This window comes from Fructobacillus papyrifericola (genome assembly GCF_018437235.1).
Lineage (GTDB): Bacteria > Bacillota > Bacilli > Lactobacillales > Lactobacillaceae > Fructobacillus > Fructobacillus papyrifericola.
Map to the genome: position 1 here is coordinate 137,514 of NZ_JAAMFJ010000001.1, position 22,599 is coordinate 160,112.

A 22,599-nucleotide genomic window follows, 5' to 3' on the forward strand; every position below is an offset into this window, starting at 1 on the left:
TGGAGGCAGAAAATGCTGGAACAGCTTGTCATTGAAAATTTTGCCATTATTGACCAGGTCGAACTGTCCTTTGACGACCGCTTGACTGTTTTGACCGGTGAAACGGGGGCGGGAAAGTCGATTATCATCGACGCCTTAGCCATGCTCACCGGCGGTCGGGCAAGTACTGAAATGATTCGAAAGGGCGCCGACAAGGCGGTTTTGCAGGCGGTCTTTTCCCTGGATGACGAAAAGAAGGGGTTGCTTGCTGCTTTTGAGGAAGCCGGCATTGATGTTTCCGAAGGTCAGGTCGTCATTTACCGGGAATTCAACCAGAAGGGCCGCTCGGTTTCGCGAATGAACGGGACGATTGTGCCCTTGAAGTTTTTAGCTGACTTGGGGGCTAGGCTTGTGGAAATCCAGGGCCAGCACGACACTTCCCTGCTCTTGAACCCGGATTCGCACTTGAGCCTCTTGGACGACTTTGCCGATGCTTCGTTGAAGCAGGCCCGGGTTGATTATGACAAGCTCTTTACTTCCTACCGCGATCTGGCTTTGCGCTTGAACCAAGTTCAAAACCAGGCGCAAGATTTGAATCAGCGCTTGGACCTGTTGACTTTTCAAGCAGAGGAGCTAAAAAACGCCAATTTACAGCCGGGTGAAGAGGAAGAGCTCTTGGCCGACCGGGCCAAGTTGGCCAACCACAAGAAGATTGCCGATGCGCTCGATCAGGCTCAGCAGGCCTTAAACCCTGGCTTAGAGGGTGGGGCCATCGATCTCTTGGCCGCGGCTAACAGTGCCTTGAGTACGGCCGCTTCCTATGACAAGGACTACGAAAACTTAGCCCAATCACTTTCCGAAGCCTACTACGCAGCCCAGGATGCCGGTCGGGAGCTGGATGAATCCGTGGCCAACCTCACCTTTGACGAGGGGGCTTTGGTCAAGATTGACGACCGCCTGCAGGTTATCCACCAGTTGAAACGCAAGTACGGGGAAACGGTCGACGATATTTTGGCCTTTCAAAAACGAGTGGAAGAAGACCTTTCCGCACTCGATGGTGGCTCCTTAGACATTGACCAATTGACGGCGCAGAAGGCCGCGCTGAAGGAAAAAATCCAAGCGGCTGCCGACCGCCTTCGAGATGGTCGCAAACGAGTGGCGAAGAAGTTGGAAGAGGCGGTCAACCAGGAGTTGGCGGACTTGCTAATGAAAGAGGCATTCTTCAAAGTCGCCTTTGAGCCAGTCGAAGGCTTCTTGCCATCGGGTCAAGACCGCGTGACTTTTGAAGTCCAAACCAACAAGGGGGAAGGCGTCAAACCGCTTGAAAAGGCCGCCTCAGGTGGGGAAGCCTCCCGTTTGATGCTGGCCTTAAAGACGGTCTTCATCGCCCAGCAGGGCCTCTCAACGGTTGTCTTCGATGAAATCGATACCGGGGTTTCCGGCCGAGTCGGTTCGGCTATCGCGCAAAAGATGCGGGCGATTTCAAAGCAGACGCAGGTGCTTGCCATTACCCACTTGCCACAGGTTGCTGCTGCAGCCGACCACCACTTCTTAATCGAAAAGTCCTCGCAAGGGGAACGAACGGTTACTCAAGTGACAGAATTGGCCGAGGGGGCACGGGATGAAGCCGTTGCCATGATGCTTTCCGGCGATGAAATCACGGATGCCGCCCTGGCCAATGCAAAAGACCTGCGCGCCCACGCAGGCAATCAATAAAGAATGAATGAAATGCTGAACGATCGGATCGAAAAATGACGGTGTTCAGCATTTTTTATTGTCCTGATGATTGAATAACTCCTAAGGAATGGTTCAGGTATCTGTTACTTGATAAAGTTTGTTAATGTTGTATCATAGTCCTTAGAAGCGGCATGTCATAGAGGAGGTTAGGATGTTTAACCGAATTGAAGAGGTCAATTTAAATGCAAAGGAAGCCTATCGGCCATCGAAGACCGGGCTTTTTCTTGGCCTCTTCTTCCTCCTTTCCGTTTTCTTACTGCTGACTTATCAGCTGACCCGTTTAAACGGGAGTTATTCAGCGGATAGCCAAAAGAACAAGGTTTTGATTAACGACAGCATCGACTTTCGCAATCAAGAAGTCGTGACTAACCTGGAGAAGGTGGACCGTTGGACAACGGGGCACTACGACTTGAACGGCGATGCTCTGACGGTGGTGGTTGATGGTAAGACCTATAAGGGCGCCTTTGTCCATGGCCGTAAGCAGTTTTACCGCGAAGTTGACCAGCATAAAGAGTACTTTACAAGACAGTAAGCACCTGAAAAAGTCGGCAGGAAGAATTCCTGCCGACTTTTTAATTGGCAAAGAAAAAAGCCCTCGTCGATTGACAAGGGCCTTTGCTTTAACTGTGTGTGTAGAAGAGGAAGGCAACGAAGATGACGGCCAGTGCGTACATCAAGAAGTTGACCTCCTTGCCCCGCTTAGCAGCAATCATGGTGATTGGGTAAGCGATGAAGCCAAGGGCGATACCGTCTGAAATGGAATAAGTCAGGGGCATGCCGATGACAATCAGGAAGGCTGGTGCCGCAATGGCCATGTCTTCCCATTGAATCTTCTTCAAGTTACCGGCCATCATAATGCCGACAACAATCAAGGCTGGGGCGGTAACTTGGGAAGTGACCACGGCCAAGAGAGGTGAGAAGAAGAGGGCCAGGATGAAGAGCAGGCCGGTAACGACGGAAGTGAAACCGGAACGACCACCAACGGCGATTCCAGAAGAGGATTCGACAAAGGCAGAGGTAGGGGAAGTACCAAGGGTGGCCCCCACCGTCATTCCGACGGCATCGGCCATCAGGGCCTTGCCGGCCCGGGGCATCTTGCCGTCTTCCAAGAGTCCGGCCTGTTCCGTCAAACCAATCAGGGTACCGGCCGTATCGAAGAAGACAACGATCAAGAAGGTCAAGGCCACGATGATCATTTCAAAGCTGTTGATGTCGCCCAGGTGCGTCCAGGCCTGGCCAAAGGTTGGGGCCAACGAAGGGGCGCTTGAAACAACTGAACTTGGTAGAGCAATTTGCCCGAAGAGAATACCGACAACGGCCGTTCCCACCATTCCAAAGAAGATGGCGGCAGGGACTTTTTTAACAATTAAGATCAAAGTCAAGGCGATTCCAAAGATGGCTAAGAGAGTGCTTCCCTTTGTCAAAGGCCCCATGGCAACCATGGTTTCGGAATTGGCAATAATTAAACCGGCGTTGTGCAGACCAATGAAGGCAATGAAGAGGCCGATTCCAGCCGCAATGGCAATGCGCAGGTTGTGGGGGATGGCGTCGATGATTTTTTCCCGAATGTGGGTCAGGGTCAAGACCAGGAAAATCAAGGCGGCAACCAAGATACCGGCCATGGCCGTTTGCCAGGAAACCTTCATCCCAATTACAACAGAATAGGCGAAGTAGGCGTTGACACCAAGACCTGGCGCAATGGCGATTGGGTACTTGGCAACCAAGCCCATGAAGATGGTGGCAGTGGCGGCTGCAATGGCGCTCGCCGTAAAGACGGCCCCCTTATCCATGCCGGCGGCTGCCAGAACGTTTGGATTCAAAAACAAGATGTAGGACATGGCCACGAAAGTGGTCAAGCCAGCGATGCTTTCCTTTTTAAAGGAAGTGCCCAGCTTATTAAACTGGAAGTAGGATGCAAGTCGTGACATCGGTCAAAAACTCCTCTTTTTCTTAAATGACTACTTGAATAGTGTAACAGTAATAAACGGACTTGTCTGATAAAAAATTAGAAAATAAAGGATAAAATACGAACAATGTAAAGGAATTTAACGAAATGTTCAGATTTTATTCGAAAATTTCCCTTGCTGGAAGTGGAAGGGGGGACTTTTTCAATCCCACTGGTCGGGCATGAAGTTTTTTTCTTTTAAAGCGCCTTTCTTTGCCAGCTTAGGCTCGACTGGGCTATAATAGGGAAAACAAACTTTTTAGGGGGACAAACGGATGGATCAACAGACTTGGGAACGCATTGTGAAGTATACCGAACTGCAGGGGACTTCCGGACAGGAAGACGCCGTCTTTAAGGCCTTTGAAAAGGATTTGACCCCCTTGGTTGACCGGGTTGAGAAAAATGGTATGGGCGGTATCTTTGGTGTCAAAGAGGGTCAAGCTGACGATCCCCGGGTGATGTTTGCTGCCCACCTTGATGAAGTTGGCTTCATGGTGGCAGGCATTTTGCCAACCGGTGCCCTGCAAGTTGTGGCCCTTGGCGGTTGGAACCCAATGACGGTTCCCGCACATCGCTTCACACTTTTTACCAAAGTCGGCCAGTACCCGGTCGTTTCCTCCTCCGTTTCACCCCACCTGCTGCGTGGTAAAGCCGGTGGCGCCGCTACCTTGACGATTGACGACATCCTCTTTGATGCCGGGTTTGAATCAAAGGAGCAGGCCGAAGCCATGGGTGTTCGCCCGGGTGACTTTATCGTGCCAGAAACAAAGACCATCAAGATGGCTAATCCCAACCGGGGCTTGTCAAAGGCCTACGACAACCGTTTCGGGGTTTCCGCCATTTTGTCGGCCCTGACCGATCTGCAGGGTGTCAAAACGCCAAACACCTTGATCATGGGGGCGAATACGCAAGAAGAAGTCGGTCTTCGCGGTGCCTTGCCAGCCGTTCAGCAGCAAGCACCCGACCTCTTCTTTGCCGTCGATTCCTCGGCAGCCAACGACCTTGATCAAACGACTGGTCGGCAGGGACTTTTGGATCAGGGTACCTTGATTCGGGTCTTTGATCCGACGGTTGTGACGTCCCCCCGTTTGAAGGAATTCATTTTGCAAACGGCAGAGGATAATAAGATTCCTTACCAGTACTTTGTCTCAAAGGGTGGTACCGATGCCGGTGCCGTTCAGAAGTATGGACAGGGGATTCCAGCCGTTGCCCTGGGGGTGGCTTCGCGCTACATTCACACGCACGAAACCGTTTGGTCGATTCCGGACTTTGACGCAGCCCGTGCCTTGATTGTCGCCCTTTCTAAGAACTTGGATCGGTCCGCCGTTGATGACATTGTGGGGAAGTAATGTTTAAGAAACTGCAACGCTTAGATTACTGGATTGCCGTGCCCTTTGCCGTGCTGTCCTTAATCGGAATTGTCATGGTCTTTTCGGCCACTCAAAACGCTTACCTGGCACCGGTGATGTCCTTTGCCAAGCAGGCGATTTTTGTGTTGGCTGGCTGGTCGGCCGCCTTTTTCACCTTTAAGATTAACCGGCAGGTGTTGCGGTCTCAGTCACTGTTGAACATGCTCTTGTTTGGGACCACGGTCTTGTTAGTCCTGGCCCGTTTAGCACCGGCCGTTAACGGGGCTCACGGTTGGATCAATCTGGGTCAGGTAACCTTGCAGCCAGTCGAATTGGCAAAAATCATCTTAATTCTCTACTTTGCCCACTGGTTTTCCAAGGTTCCTTGGCGGCCCGGAAGGGGCCTCTCGGGCTTCATCCGTTCCTGGTTACAACCAGGTCGTCCAGTTAAGCTGCTTTGGCCAATTGCCATTTTAGCCTTGACCCTGGCTATGCCCGATATGGGAAACCTCTTTATTACACTGGCCGTGCTCACGCTTTTAGTTCTTGCCTCCGGTGTGAAGCCAAAGGCCAATTTGATTTTGGTTGTGGTCTTCTTCCTTGCCCTGGCCTTTTTGCCCGAAATCTTCTCCTTCTTTGACTTGAAGGAGTCCTCTTCTTATGCCATCAGACGGTTATCGAACTTCGTTGATCCTTGGTATAATATGGACCAGAGTCGGCAGTTACTGTATTCGTACTACGCCATTTCCCACGGTGGCCTCTTTGGTGTCGGGCTGGGAAATTCATTGATTAAACCCTACTTGCCAGAATCAAACACCGACTTTATCATGGCGGTGGCAGCCGAAGAGCTAGGGGCGGTCTTGGTTGTTGTGGTGCTTGGCTTGATGATGATTTTGATTGGCCGCCTTGTGCTGATTGGCATTCGGCAAAAGTCCCAGTACAACCGACTCTTTTTGTACGGCCTGGCTGGGCTTCTAATCATGCAGTCCTTTGTTAATTTGGGCGGTGTCTTGGGCCTTCTACCCATCACCGGAGTGGTTTTCCCCTTCATTTCCGGGGGAGGTTCCTCCTTTGTCTTCTTCTCGGCGGCCGTTGGCTACGCCTTGAACATTGCCGCCCAAAACAAGGAACCCGCCCGACCAAATCCGCAGGATGATGCGGCCAGAAGGGAATTGAAACGCTAATGTTTGAAATGAAAAAACGACGGGCCCTCTACGTCTACATGAGAGGGCTGAAGCAGGTGAACCAGCTGAAGAAGTTTGGTGAAATTGCTTATATTTCCAATAAAATGAACTATGTCGCCCTCTATGTCAACGAGGAATCGGTGGCGGACTTAGTTGAAAAGCTGAAAAAGTATCGTTTCGTGAAAACGGTTAAGCAGTCGGAACGGCCGGACATTGATCCGGACTTGGGTGACTTGCACGACGACGTCTTCTTTGAGGAATACGATCAGGAGAAAGCTGGCCAAAGGGAAAATGAGCAGAAGCCGGCCGAGCAGGTTGATCAGTCGGAACAGCCAGCTCTTGTAACGAATGCAGACAAAACGAACAAGACGGGAAACGAAGGTGAGTAAATGCGAGTCATTGCTGGACAATTTGGTGGCCTGCGCCTCGAGGCCGTAAAGGGCCGGGCAACTCGGCCCACCACCGATAAAGTCAAGGAAGCCATCTTTTCCATGTTGATGCCCTACCTAAACGGCGGCCGGGTTTTGGACCTCTACGCTGGGACCGGTGGCTTAGCCATTGAGGCGATTTCCCGGGGGATGGACGAGGCCGTCTTGGTCGATAAGCAGGCAGCGGCTTTGGCCGTCATCGAAAAAAACATCGAGAAGACCCATGCAAAGGATGCCTTCACGGTGATTCGTGGGGCGGCTTCAGCTGTTTTGACCCGTTTAGCTTTGCAGCAGGCGACTTTTGACTTGGTCTTGTTAGACCCGCCCTATGCCAAGGAAAAGTTGAAAGAAGATATCGATAAAATGATTTCAAACGGGCTTTTGGAGGACGGCGCTGTGGTCATGATTGAATCCGACCAGGTGGCCGACTTGCCCGAGCCAGATGAACGCCTGGAACTCTTGAAGCAAAAGGATTACGGGATTACCCGTGTCTCCCTTTACCGCTACGAAATCAAAGGAGCAAAATGATGAAAAAAGCCGTTTTTCCAGGATCCTTTGACCCCTTGACCAACGGGCACTTGGATATTATCACCCGTGCTGCTGACCTCTTTGACGAGGTCGTGGTGGCGGTCGGAAAGAACACCAATAAAAAGGGCCTCTTTGAAACCGAGGAGCGCCTGGAACTTGTGCGCCAGGCCGTTTCAGACTTGCCAAACGTGACGGTCGGACAAATCGACGGCCTGACGGTTGATTATATGGAAGAGGTTGGCGCCCGCTACATCGTTCGCGGCCTTAGAAACTGCAAGGATTTTGAATACGAACGAGACATTGCCGGAGCCAACTCCATCTTAGACGATGTCGAAACGGTCCTACTCTTTGCAAAGCCGGAAAACCAAAACATTTCCTCTTCAATGGTCAAAGAAATTTCCAAGCTCTCCTCAAATCGCTTGGAAGCCTTCGTGCCACCGGTGGTTGTTAAAGCCCTCCAAGAACATTTCAATTAAGAAAAAGCTTCCGCTACTTCGGAAGCTTTTTTTATTGCTCAGCCGTGCTATTTTTTAGGAGGTGGTTGAAATGTTTGATCAAATCGACTGGGAAAGGCTCTTGCCCTGGGCGAAGAAACATTGGAAGGTCCTCGGTCTAGCAGCTTTAGGATTCGTGATTTTGCTCGCTTTACTGCTGATGATACGACAGCCGAAGGATGCTCAATCAGCTCAGCCTGCCCCGGTGACAGCCGGGGGCAAAGAGCAAAACACAACTGGGAAAAGTGGAAAAAAGGGGCCAGAAGGAGCCAGTCAGACGAGCAAGTCTGCGATCAAAGTCGACTTGAAGGGAGCAGTTAAAAAGCCCGGGCTTTATACCTTAGCGAACGGGTCGGTTTTGGCCGACCTTCTTGAAAAGTCCGGTGGCCTGACCAAGGAGGCCGATGCCAACCGCTTCAACCTGGCGCAGCCCTTGGAGGAGGGGATGGTCGTCTATATACCAAAGGAGGGGGAGGCAGTACCGGACTTTCATAACGTTGGTGCAGTTCCCGGAACCAAAACGACTGGAACTGGAGCGGGCCAGCAGGGGAGGAATTCGGCTGACAAAGTCCACTTGAACACGGCCAGCCAACAGGAACTCGAATCCCTCTCCGGTGTCGGGCCTAAAAAGGCGGAACAGATTATCGCTTACCGAGAGGAACATCCCTTTCAAAAAGTCGATGAATTGAAGGATATTCCGGGAATTGGTCCGAAGCGCTTTGAACAACTAAAGGACAACGTGCTGCTATGAAGGACCCCCGCTTTTCCTTTCTGTTGACCCTCCAATTGGCGGCTGTAGCCATGCTAGTTTATCGACAAAATGCAATGACCGAGACGCTTTTGCTTGCTACGGCGCTGCTCAGCCTTACATTGAATGATCAAAGGCAGCTTTTGTTGCTTTGGCTTTTTACCTTGCTCTTCTTTCTCTATTGTCACTTTGATAACCGTCATTTACTGCAGGCCAGTCAGCGCGGATTAGAAACTGGCCCGCAGTCCTTAATCGTTCAGCCCGACCAGTTTCGTCGTTCGGAAGACGGCGTGATTTCGGGTCAGGGACGTACGGTGCAGGGGGAAAAGCAGCTCTTCTTTTACCAGGCGAAGAGTCAGGCGGAAATGGATCGTTTTGCTGCGGTAAAAGAGACGGTTGCCTTTGTGGGAAGTGGTGAAAGCACGCCTGTGATGGGCGCAACTAACGACTATCAATTCGACTTTCGACAGTACTGGCGCAGTCAGAAGGTGACTCAGCAAGTTCGCTTTGAGCGCCTCGACATCCAGCAGGCGAAGGCTGCCAATCCGCTGTCAGCCGTCATGAATCGCCTGCACGCCTTGCACGCTCGGGCTGCAAGAATGGCGGATGGTTTGCCTAACCCACTCCGTGATTACGCCCTTTCCCTTTTATTGGCCGCTAAGGGGAGTCAGCTCTATGACAATAACCCCATGATTGCCGAACTGGGGCTTATCCACCTCTTCGCTCTTTCCGGCCTCCACGTCTCCTTTTTAAGTAACTACTTTCGAAAAGTCTGCCGTCGTCTGCGGATTGACCGGGAAGTGGCGGACGGTCTCCTAGCGGTTCTCCTGCCACTCTTCTATCTCTTTACGGGTTCACCAAGCGTCCTTTTTCGGGCAACGGTGGCGGGGGAGTTGCGTATTTTTAGTCAAAACTTCAACCGCCCTCTGGCACCCATTCAGATTTGGTCCTATTCCTTAATTTTGAGTCTGCTACTGGCGCCACAAATTTTACTGACCCTGGGTGGCCAGCTCTCCTTTGCCTTGACCTTGGCGGTGACTTTGTCTTCTAAATTGTCTGTGGTTAAGCGAGCCTTCTTCTTGTCCTTGGTGACTTTTCCGTTGATTGTTTCTTCCCAATACGTCTGGAACCTTTGGCAGACGGTGGCGAACTTGATTGCCATTCCGGTTTTCACCACTCTGGTGCTGCCAGCCACGCTTTTGGGCTACAGCCTATCTTTTCTGCCTGTTTTACCAATGCTTTGTAATGGGCTGATTCAGCTCTTTGACAGCGCGGTGGCCCTCTTTGGTCGCTTGCCCGGGCAGCTGGTGGTTGGAGCCCTGACCTGGCCAATTTTAGTCCTCCTTTTCCTGCTGCCCTTCTCTGCCCTTTCGCTTGACAAGCGGGGAAAAAGGGCGCTGCTGCTTGCTTGGGTTGTTCTCTTGACTGCTAACTGGCTGATGGTCCGCTTCCCAAGCCATGGTGAATGGACGACTTTTGACATTGGGCAGGGGGATGCCGCGGTCTTGATTGAACCAAGGCATCAAACGGTCACCATGATTGATACGGGTGGCAAAGTCCAGTTCGGCCCCCGGCCCCATTTTGAAACCGGTGGCCCAAAGGATGAGCGAACGCAAGTAAAGGCTTTCAAGCGGGCCAAACAAGAAGAAGGGCTGGCCCGCTCCGTCATCTTGCCATACTTGCACGCCCGAGGCATTCGACACATCAACACTCTGGCCCTCTCTCACCAGGACCAAGATCACATTGGCGACAGTCGGGTCATTTTAGAAAACTTCACCGTTGATCGTCTGGTGATTCCAGCGGGAATGGCCGAATTACCGGCCTTTCAGAAAAAGATTCAGCCTTATTTGAAGCAGACCAAGGTGGTGGAAGCAACGGACCAGACGACCGTGCCGAATTGCCCCTTAATCATCCGCTATCCCTTTTTCAGGGGTGAAGCAGGCAACGACGATTCATTGGCCTGGACGGGGCGCTTTGGTGGCCAAAACATTTACACGGCCGGTGACTTGGACCGGGATGGTGAGGAGAAAATCTTGGCGAAGTACCCGGACTTTGCCCCGGATATTGTCAAATTCGGCCACCATGGGTCGAAAACAGCCACCAGTCCAACCGTTTTTGCCCAGTGGCAGCCCAAAGTCGGCCTGGTGTCAGCCGGGCGCAACTCCCGCTATGGCCACCCCCATCAAGAAGTGTTGGACGTCGCCAATAAAGAGGGGATGATTGTCTACAGTACGCAGACCCAGGGTATGCTAAGATATAGCTATCAAGGAAAGCATGGACATTTTGAGGTAAGCAGACATGAACCTTCAGAATCTTAAAGGACAAATTGAACAGCAGGCACTGCCCAACCTTTATTTGGTGACAGGGGAAGAGACGGCCTTGCTGCAAAAGGCCAAGCGGCTCTTTGCGTCAATCATTCCAGAAGAAGACCAGGAAATGAACTATGCTAGCTACGACTTTGCAGCGGTTGGCTTGGATGATGCCATAGCCGACATTACGACACCGCCATTCTTTGGCGACCACCGCGTCGTCATGCTGAACAATCCGACTTTTTTGACGGCGACGGGGAAGTTGACCGATGGCCAGGAGAAGGCTCTGTTGTCGGTCATTGAGCAGCCAATTCCAGGCAACTTACTGGTGGTTTTTGCCGGAGACCTGAAGCTGGATAAGCGGAAGAAAATCACCAAAACGCTACTAAAGGCCGCCGAGAACTTGGATTTACCAAGGTTAAACGAGCGGCAGGTGGCCCAGGCCTTACACGGACTCTTAGAACAACGGGGCTTTCGAATCGAACCGGCCGCCGAGCAGGAACTCTTGCTGCGGACCCAGGCCTCCTACAGCAAAGTTCTTCAAGAACTGCCCAAGTTGCTGGCCTTTGCCGCCGATAGCAAAGTCATTACCCGCCAAGCCGTGGACGACCTGGTTATTAAGGAGTCGACGGCCCAGGCCTTTGACTTGGCCGACCTGGTCTTAAAGGGACAGCGGGAAGCCGCCATTCGCACCTACCACGACTTGGTCAAAAACGGGGAAGCTCCCCTCCGCTTGAACGCCCTCTTGCTGGGGCAGTTCCGCTTGCTGTTACAGGTGGCTTCCCTGCAAGGCTCGGATGCCGAAGCGGGCAAGGCCCTGGGCATTCACCCCTTCCGGGTGAAGTTGGCCCGTCAGGCCCTCCGTACTTATCCTTTGGGTAAAGTCCGCGACGGCTTTTTGAAAATTCTCGATATGGAAATTCAGATGAAATCCAAGCAGGTCGATCCGCTTTTTCTGTTTGAAACCTTTATGGTGAACTTTTAACAATAATCAAAAAAGAACCCGCTATGGCGCACTGGCGCTGGACGGGTTCTTTTTTGGTTATTTAGGCCACAAGGGCTGTTTTTTCTTCAATAACTTGTTATGTTTTTTGTAGCGATGAAGCTTTTTCGAGGGTCGCCTTTCACAATGAAAGGAGGTTAATGGATGATTCTAGTAATCGGATTAACGAAATTTCATGAGAAAGGAGGCCGGTTAATCAGCAATGGTTAGCATCATTCTTTTGGTTTTAGCCACTGTGGATGTTAGTATCCACATCATTGAATTTGTCGAAAGACATTTTGATGGGCAAAATAAAAAGAACCGTTAAAGTTTTGGACACCGACGGTTCTTAACATGAACTAAAGGCGACCACCGTGTAAGCGGCATCGCGGGGAGCTGAACTGCTACTCAGCTCCTTTTTCAACTACAGTATAACAGATTCTTTGCAAAAGAAAAGTTGTCCGAACAAAGTCGGTTAAAAGAATTAAAACATGCCCGAGAAATAAAAAAATCCCACACCTCTGTGCGGGACTTTTTCATTTACTTTAGTTAAATTCGCCATCGGCGATTTGTTCAAGGGTTTCACGCGATGGGATGAAGAAGAGTTGCCCAGTCAAAATGTCTGAGAAAGTCAACAAGAAGTCAGATTGGTCCAACATGTTGATCAACATCCCCTTCGTCACGTGCCAGTAGCGGGAGTAGCCCATGAAGTAGGTACCGGTCACGCCAGTGGCTGGATCAGAGTAGGGAACGTTCATCCGAATGATCTTCTGCTCTTCGCCGTCTTCATCGTATTGTGAAGCCACGTTGTGGGCGTTTTCGTACTTGTCTTCGTCTTCCAATTCCAAGTCGGTGAACTTTTCACGTCCAACGGCCTTTTCCTGGTGTTCGGTCTTCATCTTGTTCCAGAAGTCCATGTCGTGACGCCACTTCTGGGCAAAGGCGTAAGAGCCGTTTTCGTAATCGGGGTCTTCATCACCGATGATGGCGTATGGGGCTGCATCTTCCATGGCAGGTGCTTCCGTACCATCGATAAAGCCGATGATGGCCCGTCCTTCAAAGTAACGGAAACCTTGGGTTGAATCTAAGACTTCGGTGTAGTCCTTTAAGAACTTCATGAACTGTGTTTGGCATTCCACAACGATGGCCTGGTTGTTGGCTCGGATGTGGAAGAAGAGGTCACCTTCAGTCGCTGGCATTTCGTACTTAGGACCCTTCAAAGTCTCGTACGTTTCCAATTCCTTTGGCTTCTTCGTGTTGGGGAACAAGATATCCCAGGCGTGGTTTGAAATTCCGATGGCCACCTTCAATTGGGAAGGGGTTCCATCGTTTTGGCCATCGCGAATCTTCAATGAGCGGATGATGGCTTGGGAGCGGTCGGCGAAGGCTTCGACGACTTCCTTCAATTCTTCGGCTGGCAAGTCCTTAAACTTCAAAACCGTGAATTGGACACTTTGCCCGATGTCCTTCCAGACATCTTGGGCAATCGCTGGGTTGATTGGCATTTTTATATCCTCACTTCTCTTTGATAAAAGTATTATAACCCATTTTGACGGGGTGTTTTGATAAAGTTTAGAGCGATTTTAACCTAGTCTAAAATAGATAAAATTGTTTAGAAATCCACGGGCGAAAGGGCGACTTTTCTTTTGGAAACTTTCTCTATAGAATAAAGCTATGGCAAAAATCACGAAAATTTCCACTCAAAAAAGAGCGGGTCGCTACAATCTTGAATTAGACGGACGCTTTGCCTTCGGTATTTCCGAAAACGTCCTGGCCAAGTTTGGGCTGATGAAGGGGCGAGAGCTGGACAAGGAAGAAATCGAGCGCATTAAGGCAGCCGACTTGGTTGACCAGGGCCTGAAGGTGGCGCTGAATTACTTGTCTCCGGCCATTCGGACCAAAAAACAGGTCGCAAATCGCCTGAAGAGCAAGGATATCAAAGAAGGGGTCATTGACCAAGTCATCGACTACCTGGTCGAACAGCAGCTTTTAGATGACGCAACCTACGCCAAGGCCTATGTCAACACCAAGCAAGTCTTTTCACCCAAGGGCCCTCGGGCGATTGCCATGGATCTGAAGAAGGCCGGAGTGGCCGAACCCCTCATTGAAGCGGCCATGGAAGAGTATCCGGAAGAGGCTCAGCTGGAAGTGGCCGTGAAGCTGGCCGAAAAGATTGCCCGGACACACAAACGGGATTCCACCCGGATTCGTCAGCAAAAGACCGCCCAGTCACTGGCTCAAAAGGGCTTCTCTTTTGATATTGCCAGCCGGGCCGTTAACGCGATTGACATTGAAGCCGACGAGGAAGACGAGCGGGAAAACGCCCGCAAGGAGGCCGAAAAGGCGATCCGCCGCCAACGGACCGGAACGGCTAAGGAACGCTATTACAAAGTCAAAAGCAAACTCTACGCCAAGGGCTTTACGGCTGAGACGATTGACTGGGCATTAGAACAGTTTGACTTTGGCATGGATTGAACGAAAGCGGTCAAAGGGCGCTCTGTCACTAAGGGGCGGAGTAGGTGATCCGAGCGCAAAGAAGAAGCTTAATTCCTTCTACCAGCCAGTACAAATCTTTAATCTCCTTTCGTAAAAAATATGATATAATCGAAAAGGAATTTTTTGTCAGAAAAGTGGGACGAGCATGATTGTTGATAAGCCGAGTCGCGGTCCACGCGAAGGGGATGTCATCACGATCAAAAGCTATAAGCACGACGGCTCGTTGCATCGGACATGGCGTGACACCATGGTGTTAAAAACCAGTGAGAATGCCATCATTGGATTAAACGACCATACTTTGGTGACAGAAGATAACGGCCGGCGCTGGGTGACCCGCGAACCGGCCATTGTGTACTTTCATAAAAAGTACTGGTTTAATATTATTGCGATGATTCGCGATAACGGGGTTTCCTATTACTGCAACCTGGCTTCTCCCTATACATTAGATAAAGAGGCGCTCAAGTACATTGATTATGACTTGGATGTCAAAGTCTTTCCAGACGGTGAGAAGCACCTGTTGGACGCGGATGAATACGCGGCCCACAGTAAGAAATGGCACTACCCAAAAGAGGTAGACCAGATCTTGAAGGCCCACGTTAAAATCCTGGTTGATTGGATCGACCAGGGCAAGGGTCCTTTTTCAAAAGGGTATGTGGATGTCTGGTACTCCCGTTACCAATATTTGATGCAGCAGCGGTTGAACGATCGTCGTTGACCAAGAAAAAAGCCCGGATTTTATCCGGGCTTTTTTTGTACAATAGACAGAGATAGTTTCACAAACAGTTAGAGCTAATAGCGCACGATTGCTTTGACTTGTAAACAGGCGTAGAAGGGGTATTCGATGACGGTTACCGTAAACATTGCAGCAGGGGAAATCGATAGCCGACAGGCACTGGTGCAGGCCATTGCCGACCGCATGAAGGCGGGTGAGAAGCGGCGGATCTTCTACCTGGTGCCAAACCACGTCAAATTCGATGGTGAAGTCGACGTTTTATCCCGTCTGGCCCAGGCCAATGGCAAAGGCAAGAACCAGCCCTATGCCCAATCACAGCTGCAGGTCTATTCCATGTCCCGTTTGGCCTGGCGCCTGCTGGACGACGAGGGCCTGACCCAGCCGGCCATCCTTGGTTCGGCCGGGCTCTTTGTCCTGGTTTCAAACATTCTAAAAGAAGAAAAGGACCGTCTGCCCATCTTTGCGCGCATGGCCGCCAAGAAGGGCTTTATTGAGAAGTTAGTCGCCCAATTGACTGAATTGCGGGCATCCCGGGTTTCGGCTGAGGACCTGTTAACCATTGTCGAAGCAGTCAATGGCCAAGACAAGCAGGAGGCCTTGACGGCTGAAGCGTTAAAGCAGAAGCTTCGCGACCTGGCCATTGTGGCCGATTCCTTTAATAAAAAAATGGGCGAGGACTACTTGCTGGCCCAAGAAATGCTGCCGGACTTTGCCAGCCGAATGAAGGACGCCGACCTATCGGACGCCATCTTTTACTTTGATGGTTTCACCGGTTTTACCGCAGCCGAATGGGCCGTGGTGAAGCTCTTGATTGAAAAAGGCGAAGTCCAAATCGCCCTGCTTGGCAGAGTGGCAAAAGACGACCCCTTGAAGTACCAGACGGCCGGATCTGTCTTTGAAAAGCCCTTAGAAACCGCTCGGACAATCCGCGAAATGGCCAAGCAGGCCGGACAGACTTGTCAGATCAAGGTGTTGGAAGAAGAGAGCCAGTCGAAAGAAGGCCAGCCGGGTTCGACTAGCCAGGCTGAAGCCAAGCCTGGCAAAAGTGCGACGGTCAGCCGGAAAAACCTCCTGCAGGCCTGGGAAAAGTTGGGGGCCTACCAGGACTTTTCCGCAGACGAAAAGCAAGTTGCTGAAACCAATCTCCATGCCTTTGTTGCGGCCAACGCCGTGGCCGAACTGGAAGAAGTCGCTCGTCGGATTCGAGAAGACTTGCGTTTGAATCCTGACTTGCACCTGCGCGACATTCTCGTTTTGGCTCGCGACCTAAATCCCTACAGCAAGCACTTGCCAGCCGTGATGGATGCCTTTGACCTGTCCTATTTCTTGGACAACGACGTCAAGATGGGCAACCATCCCTTGGTTGAGCTGACGACGACGCTCTTAGCTAATCCAAGTGCGCTCTATCAAAAGGATCAACTGCTAACGGTCTTGAAGACCGGCTATTTGCGACCAATCATAAATGGTCAGCTACTCGATGACGAGCAGTATTTCGAAGCCGTCGCCTATCTGGAAAAGTACTTAGACGGCCACCGGGTGTCAAAGAAGACCTGGCAGGACGACAGCAGGGGCTTTGCCCTCTTTGAGCTGCCGGCCGATGAGACCGAAGGCTTTAGCGAAGATGCCAAAGTTAACCGCCGCCTCTCCCAGCTCAAAGTCTTCATCCACCAACGGATGGAGGAGTTGAAGGCGGCACTGGATGGGGCCGATACGAACCTGGCGGCCGCCCGGGCCTTGATGACTTTTTTGGTCAAGGCCAAAGTCCCAGAGGCCGTGCAAAAACAAGGCGACTACCTACTTGAAAAGGGTGATCTGATTGCCGCCCAGCGGGTGCGCGAAGTCTGGCAACTCTTTGTCAACATCTTGGACCAAGTTGTTTCGATTGCAGGCGCTGACGCCTTCTCCCGGCAGACCTTCCTGTCTGCTTTGCAGGCCGGCTTTTCCGGCGGGACCTTCTCTGGCATTCCTAACCAGTTAGACCAGCTAACGGTGTCGGAAGCCGGTATCGTGCAGAGTCAAAAATACAAGAAGCTCTACTTCATTGGGGCAACGCGCAACGCTCTGCCCGCTCAAATTAAAAACAAATCCCTGCTCTCTGACCAGGACCGCTTGCTGGTTCAACCGGCCCTGGCGGATCAAGAAGATCCCCGCTACTTGCAGGAAACGGCCAAGCAGCAGATGGCCTCAGAAGCGCTGGTCTTTTACAATGCCCTGCAGGCGGCCAGCGATTCCGTGACCTTTTCCTATCCCTTGCTCGACCAAGACGGTGGGCTAAACGAAGCCTCGCCCTACGTTCTGCGCCTGACTTCAGCCTTTGGCATTGACGAATTGACGACGGTCAAGGCCCAGGCGGAAAACTTGAGTCAGTTGGCTTCGGACTATGCCGGAACGGCCGCTGCGACCCTTTCGCAGTTGGTGAAACTGCCAAACAATGAAAAAGTCGGTCCAGACTTTGACCGCGTAAAAGAGGTGCTGGACCAAGCAGGTTATGGCAAGCGAACCGAACGGGTGCTTTCAAGCCAGAACTACGAAAATAAGACCAAAAAACTCTCAGTCGAAATAGCCAAGCGGCTCTTCCAAGGGCCGCTGATGCTGTCCATTTCCCAGGTCGAATCCTTCTACCGCAACCCCTACGAGTACTTCTTGAAGTACGGTCTGCGCTTGAAAGAAAAACCGACCGTTGAAATTAACAACATGCTGGAAGGAACCATTTACCACACGCTCTTTGAAGGGGCGGTTTTGCAAGTGGTTCAGCAAACCGACCGTCTGGCGGACCTGGCCGATGAAAGAATCGACGGCCAAGTTGACCAGCTTTTTGAAGAACAGTTACAGCTGCCAGAGTATGCCGAGCTGACCGAGGCCGGTCAGGGACAGGCCCAGGCGAACTTTATGGCCAAGCAGGCCAAGAAGGTCCTGAAAAACCTGCGCGACGTTGCCCGTTTGAGCAATACATCGCGGCCAACCCAGGTCGAAGAGCAGTTTGGAATGGGCCGACAAGGCCTGCCCGCCATGGTAATGGCAGACCAGACCGGTCAGTCCGTCAAGCTCCGTGGAAAAGTCGACCGCTTCGACCGCCAGGATGCAGCGGGCGACTTTGGTACCATTGTCGATTACAAGCTGAACGGTAAGAAGTTCAACTATGCCGACGCGGCCAACGGACTAGAACTGCAGCTTTTGGCCTACTGGCAGGCGGCAAATGAAAACGCCCAGGCCATGGGGATGGCCGCAGAGGGTCAAGTCGCTGGAGCCTTCTTTGCGCCAATTAATGACCAAGTCACCAGCTTTAAGGACTTCAAGGGAGACTTTGGTGAACTTTTGGCTGGTCAGCTAAAGGCACCAGGCAACAAGCTCCACGGGCTCTATTTGGATAATGAGGATTATGTCGATGCCCTTGACTATGTCGAGTATGGTCAGCCTTCTAAGGCCTACGCCATTGCCAAAAAGCAAAAGGGCGGCTTTAACGCCAACCAGTCCGATGTTGTCAGTGCAGACGAATTAAGCTTGCTCATGGCCCGCAACCGTCAATTGATCTTGAATGCGGCGGCCAAAATTGCCGCCGGGGACTTTGACATTGCCCCAAGCAAGCAGTCGTTGACCTATTCGAAGTACACCGACGTGATGCGCTTCGATGCCGCCCTGGGCGATCAGTACCAAAACTTTACCTACCAGGGAAAGAAGGGCGCCGTGCTAAAGGCCCTTGAAAATAATCTAGGCAGTGAAACAGACGGAAAGGAGGCCGACAATGCCTGAATTCACAGCACATCAGCAAGCGGCCATTGCCCACAAGGGACACAACATCCTGGTCTCGGCCTCCGCTGGTTCCGGAAAGACGACCGTTTTGATCGAACGGTTGATTCGAAAAATCGTCGACGAACGAATCCCGGTCGACCGCTTCTTGATCGTGACCTTCACCCGGGCTGCGGCCGGAGAGATGAAGGAGCGGTTGGAAAAGGCGCTGACCAAGGTCTTGCAGGCCAGCCAAGATTCGGCAGAACGAGTCTACCTGCAGGAACAGCTGGCCCTTTTGCCAACGGCTGCGGTAACGACCATTGATGGTTTTGCCCTGCAACTGATCGAGTCTTACTACTACGAAATCGATTTGGACCCGGCCTTCCAATTGGTGGCCGATTCAGCCGAGGAAGCGCTTTTCAAGAACCGCGTCTTGGACAGGCTCTTTAACGACCTTTACGATGATGAAAACCCCGATCACCAAGCCTTTTTGAACGTTCTGGAAAACTTCGCCTCGGTTTCACGAGACAATGCCTTAAAAGAAATCATCTTAAAGTTGGCGGACTTTGACATTGCCCGTCCAGAAGAGGACCACTGGCTGGACTCATTGGCCGATGGGGAAGATGTCAATCGACCACTTGCTGAACAAAAGGCCTACCAGGATTATTTGGCAGGCGAAGTGCGCCCGGCGGTCGAAGAGGCTTTGGTTGAGGCAAGAAATCTCCTGCCCCTTGTTGAAGGACAGGAGAATAAGAAGCTGGACGATGCCGCCTTGGCCTTCACTGAGGTTGATCACTACCTTAGCCAGCTGCTTGCCATCATTGACGAAAAGGGCGACTATGAAAGCCTTCGGGCAGCCATGGTTCTCCCCAAGTTGAAATGGCCAAACCGTGATAAAAAGGCCTTTGAAGCGGATGATTCGGACCGGATTGCGGTGGCCGAAGTGCTTGAAAAAGTCGCCACTTATCGCGAAGATTACATTACGAGTGGGAAAAGTCAGGACAGCCCGCTGAAAAAGATTCGCGAATCCTTCTTCCGTTTGAGGGAAAGCGAATGGCAGATTGTTAACGCACGGGGCCAGCGGATTTTGGCCGACTTAGTGACGGTCACCCGTGATTACCTGGCCGCCTTTAAAGCGGCAAAGGCCGAGGCAAATGTCCTTTATTTCTCTGATTTGGTTGTCTTAGCCCGGCAGATTTTAAAGCAGGACGACATCAAAGAATTGGTTCAAAACCAGTTCGAAGAGGTCATGGTTGATGAGTATCAGGACGTCAACCGCCTGCAAGAAGCCTTCTTAAAGGATATGTCCAATGGTCACAACATGTACATGGTCGGCGATATTAAGCAGTCGATTTACGGCTTCCGCCAGGCGGCTCCGCAGCTGTTTGCTTCGAAGTACGACGACTTTGCCAGTGCTGATAGTGACGATGAGCGAATTGAATTAGCGGAAAACTTCCGGTCGCACAATAACGTGACTCGGGCTATCAACCAGATTTTTACGCAGATAATGGACGAAAAGCTGGGGGATGTCCCTTATCAGGGATCGGCTAAGCTGATTCCAAAGGCCGCCTTCCCAGAAGAAGTACCCCCGGTCTTTCACCTGGACCTCTTGTCCATTCAAAAGAAGAATCAGGGCAGCAGCTCAGCTGATGAGGCAGAGGCAGACGATGATGATCGCGATACCCGGGAAAAGACGCTGACCTACCTGCTGAAAAAAGTCCAGGACCTCCATTTGCACGGCCAGGTCTACGACAAGGAGGCCCCAAATGGCATGCGGGCCATCCAATATTCAGACATTGCCATTTTGACCCGTTCGAAAACTGTCTATCCAGACTTGCTCCGCTTGGCCCACGAGGCCGGAATTCCGATTCAGTCGGAGTCGGTCGGCGATTACTATAAGGCCATGGAAGTCTATTTAGTCTTGGATTTGTTGCGGGTGCTGGATAATCCCCACCAGGACATTCCCTTGGCGGCCGCCCTTCGTTCGCCGATTTTTGGCTTTGACGAGGACGAGCTGTCAGCCATTCGTTTGGCGGATGAGCGTCACGACTTTTACACGGCCTTTCTGGCCTACGCTAAAGAGGACAAGAAGGCTGAAAAAGTCTTGGAACAGTTTGATAAGTGGTCCCTTTATGCTCGGCAAAACGACCTGGTTGGCTTGATTTGGGCCATCTACCAGGACACTGGCTGGCTGGACTACGTCGTCGGCCTGCAGGGGGGTGCCCAGCGGCAGGCGAACTTGCATGCCTTGTATCAGCGGGCGACGACTTTCCAAGAAAACGGCCAGTCCGGTCTCTACGCCTTCATTGAATACATTGAGGAGGTGCAAGACGGCGGTGGCAACGTTGGTGAAGTCGCCCAGGAAACTTCGGAATCCGCAGTTTCCTTGATGACCATCCACAAGTCCAAGGGATTGGAATTCCCCGTCATCATCTTGCCTGACTTGGATAAGTCCTTTAACCAAATGGACAGTCAGACGAATTTTGTCCTCCAAAAGGATGCCGGTGCTGGGCTGGATTACCTGGAGCCAAAGGCCAAGGTGAAATTGCCAACCCTTGGAAAGTACGCGGTGAAGCAGGCCATTAAAAAGCAAAGCTGGTCGGAAGAAATGCGGCTATACTACGTGGCCCTGACCCGTGCCAAGCAGCAGTTGCACCTGATTGGTCGCGTCGATCCAATGGATGGTGAAAAAGAAACGGCCACTCAACGGCTCTATGAAAACGCGCAGTTGGCAGAGGGCCAGTTCCTACCAGAGAGTCAGCGCTTAAAGGCCAGTTCCTACCTGGATTGGACCCTGCAAGCCCTGGCTCGGACGAAGAATACGGTTTTGAATCAAATCATGACTTCGGCAAGCCTCAAAACTTTGGGGCAGGCGACTCATCCAATTGAGCTGGAAGGGGGCGAAATCAGCACGCAGCTGATTTTAGAGAAAGATTTGCCTCAAACGGCGGATTTGCTGGTTGCTGGCATCAGTCAGGTGAATAAGGTTGACTCTCAGGCGGCTACCGCCAAGCCAGCCGCTTTGAAGCCAGCTGATTTAAGGGAGCTGCAAGCAAAGCTTTCCTACCGCTACCCATTTGAAGCCGCCACGAAGACAGCCGCCTACCAATCGGTGTCAGAAATCAAGTCACTCTTCGAAGATCCGGACCGGCCATTTATGGCCGACCTCTACTTGGATGAAGATGGACAGGCAGTTGATGCTGGCCGAAGAGATGAAGAGAAGGATGACCATGCAGACGCTGTTCTTGTGGAAGAAAGCAGAGCGGAGGCGGCGAATTCTTCTGCCGCCCGCATGCTGACCCAAGACGAGCTGCCACTGCCGGACTTCATGACCGATGGGAAGGCCAAACCGTCGCCAACGGCCGTTGGAACGGCCACCCACTTGATGATGCAGCTGGTCGACTTTACCTCCTGGATTGAGGAAAGGGACCTGGAAAAGCTGCTGGCTGACCTCGTTTCAGAGGGGAAGATTGCAGAAGAAGTGGCGCCCCTGGTTGATTTGGGGCAGGTGCTTGCCTTCTTGCATTCGGACTTTGCCCAAGAAATTGCCCGGCACAATGAAAGCCTGAAACGAGAAGCGCCCTTTGCCATGGTAATTCCTGCCAAGCAGGTCTATCCTGGTCTGAATGACGAACAGCCCATTCTGGTTCACGGGATTGTCGATGGTTATTTCGTTGACGAGGGGAAGAAGACGGTGACGATTTTTGACTATAAGACCGATTATGTGCCAAAACGGCCCGGTGCCCGTCAAAAAGAGGCCCTGAAGCGGATGCGTAAGAACTATACGGGACAGTTGAATTTGTACCGCCAGGCCCTTCAGGAAGAGTACCCGGATTACGACGTTTTGCCAGGACAGCTGGTCTTGCTATCGGCCGGGTTGAACCTGACTTTGGACTGAGTGGAGACGGCCGGTGGACTGCTTGCACTTTCTTCGGGCAGCGGCTATAATTGCTAAAAA

At 51.7% G+C, this 22,599-nt stretch carries 16 protein-coding genes; 14 read left to right on the plus strand and 2 right to left on the minus strand.

All coding sequences use genetic code 11. From position 1 onward, the window contains the following. Nucleotides 1-12 precede the first annotated feature (12 nt). Together recN and G6R28_RS00695 are read left to right on the plus strand one after the other, a co-directional pair. Nucleotides 13-1,695, plus strand: coding sequence for a DNA repair protein RecN (gene recN, locus G6R28_RS00690; RefSeq protein WP_213792324.1), 1,683 nt, complete (start codon nt 13-15; stop codon nt 1,693-1,695). Nucleotides 1,696-1,867: 172 nt separating this feature from the next. Next, nucleotides 1,868-2,248, plus strand: a complete 381-nt coding sequence (locus G6R28_RS00695) for a hypothetical protein (protein ID WP_213792325.1) — start codon at nt 1,868-1,870, stop codon at nt 2,246-2,248. Nucleotides 2,249-2,336: 88 nt separating this feature from the next. On the opposite strand, the gene G6R28_RS00700 is transcribed toward G6R28_RS00695, so the two are convergent. Beyond that, on the minus strand, nt 2,337-3,644 hold the full coding sequence (locus tag G6R28_RS00700; protein WP_213792326.1) for an NCS2 family permease: 1,308 nt from the start codon (nt 3,642-3,644) through the stop codon (nt 2,337-2,339). A 292-nt stretch (nt 3,645-3,936) separates the two neighbouring features. Here G6R28_RS00700 and pepA point away from each other — a divergent pair, with 292 nt between their 5' ends. From pepA to holA, 8 genes are all read left to right on the plus strand, one after another. Further along, a complete protein-coding gene (pepA, locus tag G6R28_RS00705; RefSeq protein ID WP_213792327.1) occupies nt 3,937-5,010 on the plus strand; it encodes a glutamyl aminopeptidase in 1,074 nt (357 codons plus the stop codon). Then, the gene (locus G6R28_RS00710) at nt 5,010-6,194 is read left to right on the plus strand and encodes an FtsW/RodA/SpoVE family cell cycle protein (RefSeq protein WP_213792328.1); all 1,185 of its coding nucleotides are present in this window, start codon (nt 5,010-5,012) and stop codon (nt 6,192-6,194) included. Before pepA ends, G6R28_RS00710 begins: the two co-directional genes overlap by 1 nt. Continuing rightward, a complete protein-coding gene (locus G6R28_RS00715) occupies nt 6,194-6,583 on the plus strand; it encodes a YlbG family protein (RefSeq protein WP_213792329.1) in 390 nt (129 codons plus the stop codon). The genes G6R28_RS00710 and G6R28_RS00715 overlap by 1 nt, the downstream gene beginning before the upstream one ends. Beyond that, entirely contained in the window at nt 6,584-7,150 is a 567-nt protein-coding gene (gene rsmD, locus G6R28_RS00720; protein ID WP_213792330.1) for a 16S rRNA (guanine(966)-N(2))-methyltransferase RsmD, read from the plus strand. It begins immediately after the preceding gene. Next, nucleotides 7,150-7,626: a pantetheine-phosphate adenylyltransferase gene (gene coaD / locus G6R28_RS00725; protein WP_213792331.1), complete on the plus strand. Its 477-nt coding sequence runs from the start codon at nt 7,150-7,152 to the stop codon at nt 7,624-7,626. The genes rsmD and coaD overlap by 1 nt, the downstream gene beginning before the upstream one ends. A 70-nt stretch (nt 7,627-7,696) precedes the next feature. Continuing rightward, the gene (locus G6R28_RS00730) at nt 7,697-8,395 is read left to right on the plus strand and encodes a helix-hairpin-helix domain-containing protein (protein ID WP_213792332.1); all 699 of its coding nucleotides are present in this window, start codon (nt 7,697-7,699) and stop codon (nt 8,393-8,395) included. 50 nt (nt 8,396-8,445) lie between these two features. Then, entirely contained in the window at nt 8,446-10,710 is a 2,265-nt protein-coding gene (locus G6R28_RS00735) for a DNA internalization-related competence protein ComEC/Rec2 (RefSeq protein WP_213792333.1), read from the plus strand. Next, nucleotides 10,691-11,686 (plus strand): DNA polymerase III subunit delta, encoded by a 996-nt coding sequence (gene holA, locus G6R28_RS00740; protein ID WP_213792334.1) that lies wholly within the window; start codon nt 10,691-10,693, stop codon nt 11,684-11,686. Before G6R28_RS00735 ends, holA begins: the two co-directional genes overlap by 20 nt. A 542-nt stretch (nt 11,687-12,228) precedes the next feature. Here holA and G6R28_RS00745 read toward each other — a convergent pair. Continuing rightward, nucleotides 12,229-13,188, minus strand: a complete 960-nt coding sequence (locus G6R28_RS00745; protein ID WP_213792335.1) for a Dyp-type peroxidase — start codon at nt 13,186-13,188, stop codon at nt 12,229-12,231. 169 nt (nt 13,189-13,357) lie between these two features. Here G6R28_RS00745 and recX point away from each other — a divergent pair, with 169 nt between their 5' ends. The 4 genes from recX (at nt 13,358) to addA (ending at nt 22,539) form a co-directional block, all read left to right on the plus strand. Further along, nucleotides 13,358-14,158: a recombination regulator RecX gene (gene recX, locus G6R28_RS00750; RefSeq protein ID WP_213792336.1), complete on the plus strand. Its 801-nt coding sequence runs from the start codon at nt 13,358-13,360 to the stop codon at nt 14,156-14,158. A gap of 166 nt (nt 14,159-14,324) precedes the next feature. Next, nucleotides 14,325-14,894, plus strand: coding sequence for a nucleoside tri-diphosphate phosphatase (gene ntdP / locus G6R28_RS00755; RefSeq protein WP_213792337.1), 570 nt, complete (start codon nt 14,325-14,327; stop codon nt 14,892-14,894). A gap of 126 nt (nt 14,895-15,020) precedes the next feature. Continuing rightward, a complete protein-coding gene (locus G6R28_RS00760; protein ID WP_213792338.1) occupies nt 15,021-18,662 on the plus strand; it encodes a PD-(D/E)XK nuclease family protein in 3,642 nt (1,213 codons plus the stop codon). After that, on the plus strand, nt 18,655-22,539 hold the full coding sequence (gene addA, locus G6R28_RS00765; RefSeq protein ID WP_213792339.1) for a helicase-exonuclease AddAB subunit AddA: 3,885 nt from the start codon (nt 18,655-18,657) through the stop codon (nt 22,537-22,539). Before G6R28_RS00760 ends, addA begins: the two co-directional genes overlap by 8 nt. Nucleotides 22,540-22,599: the final 60 nt, after the last annotated feature.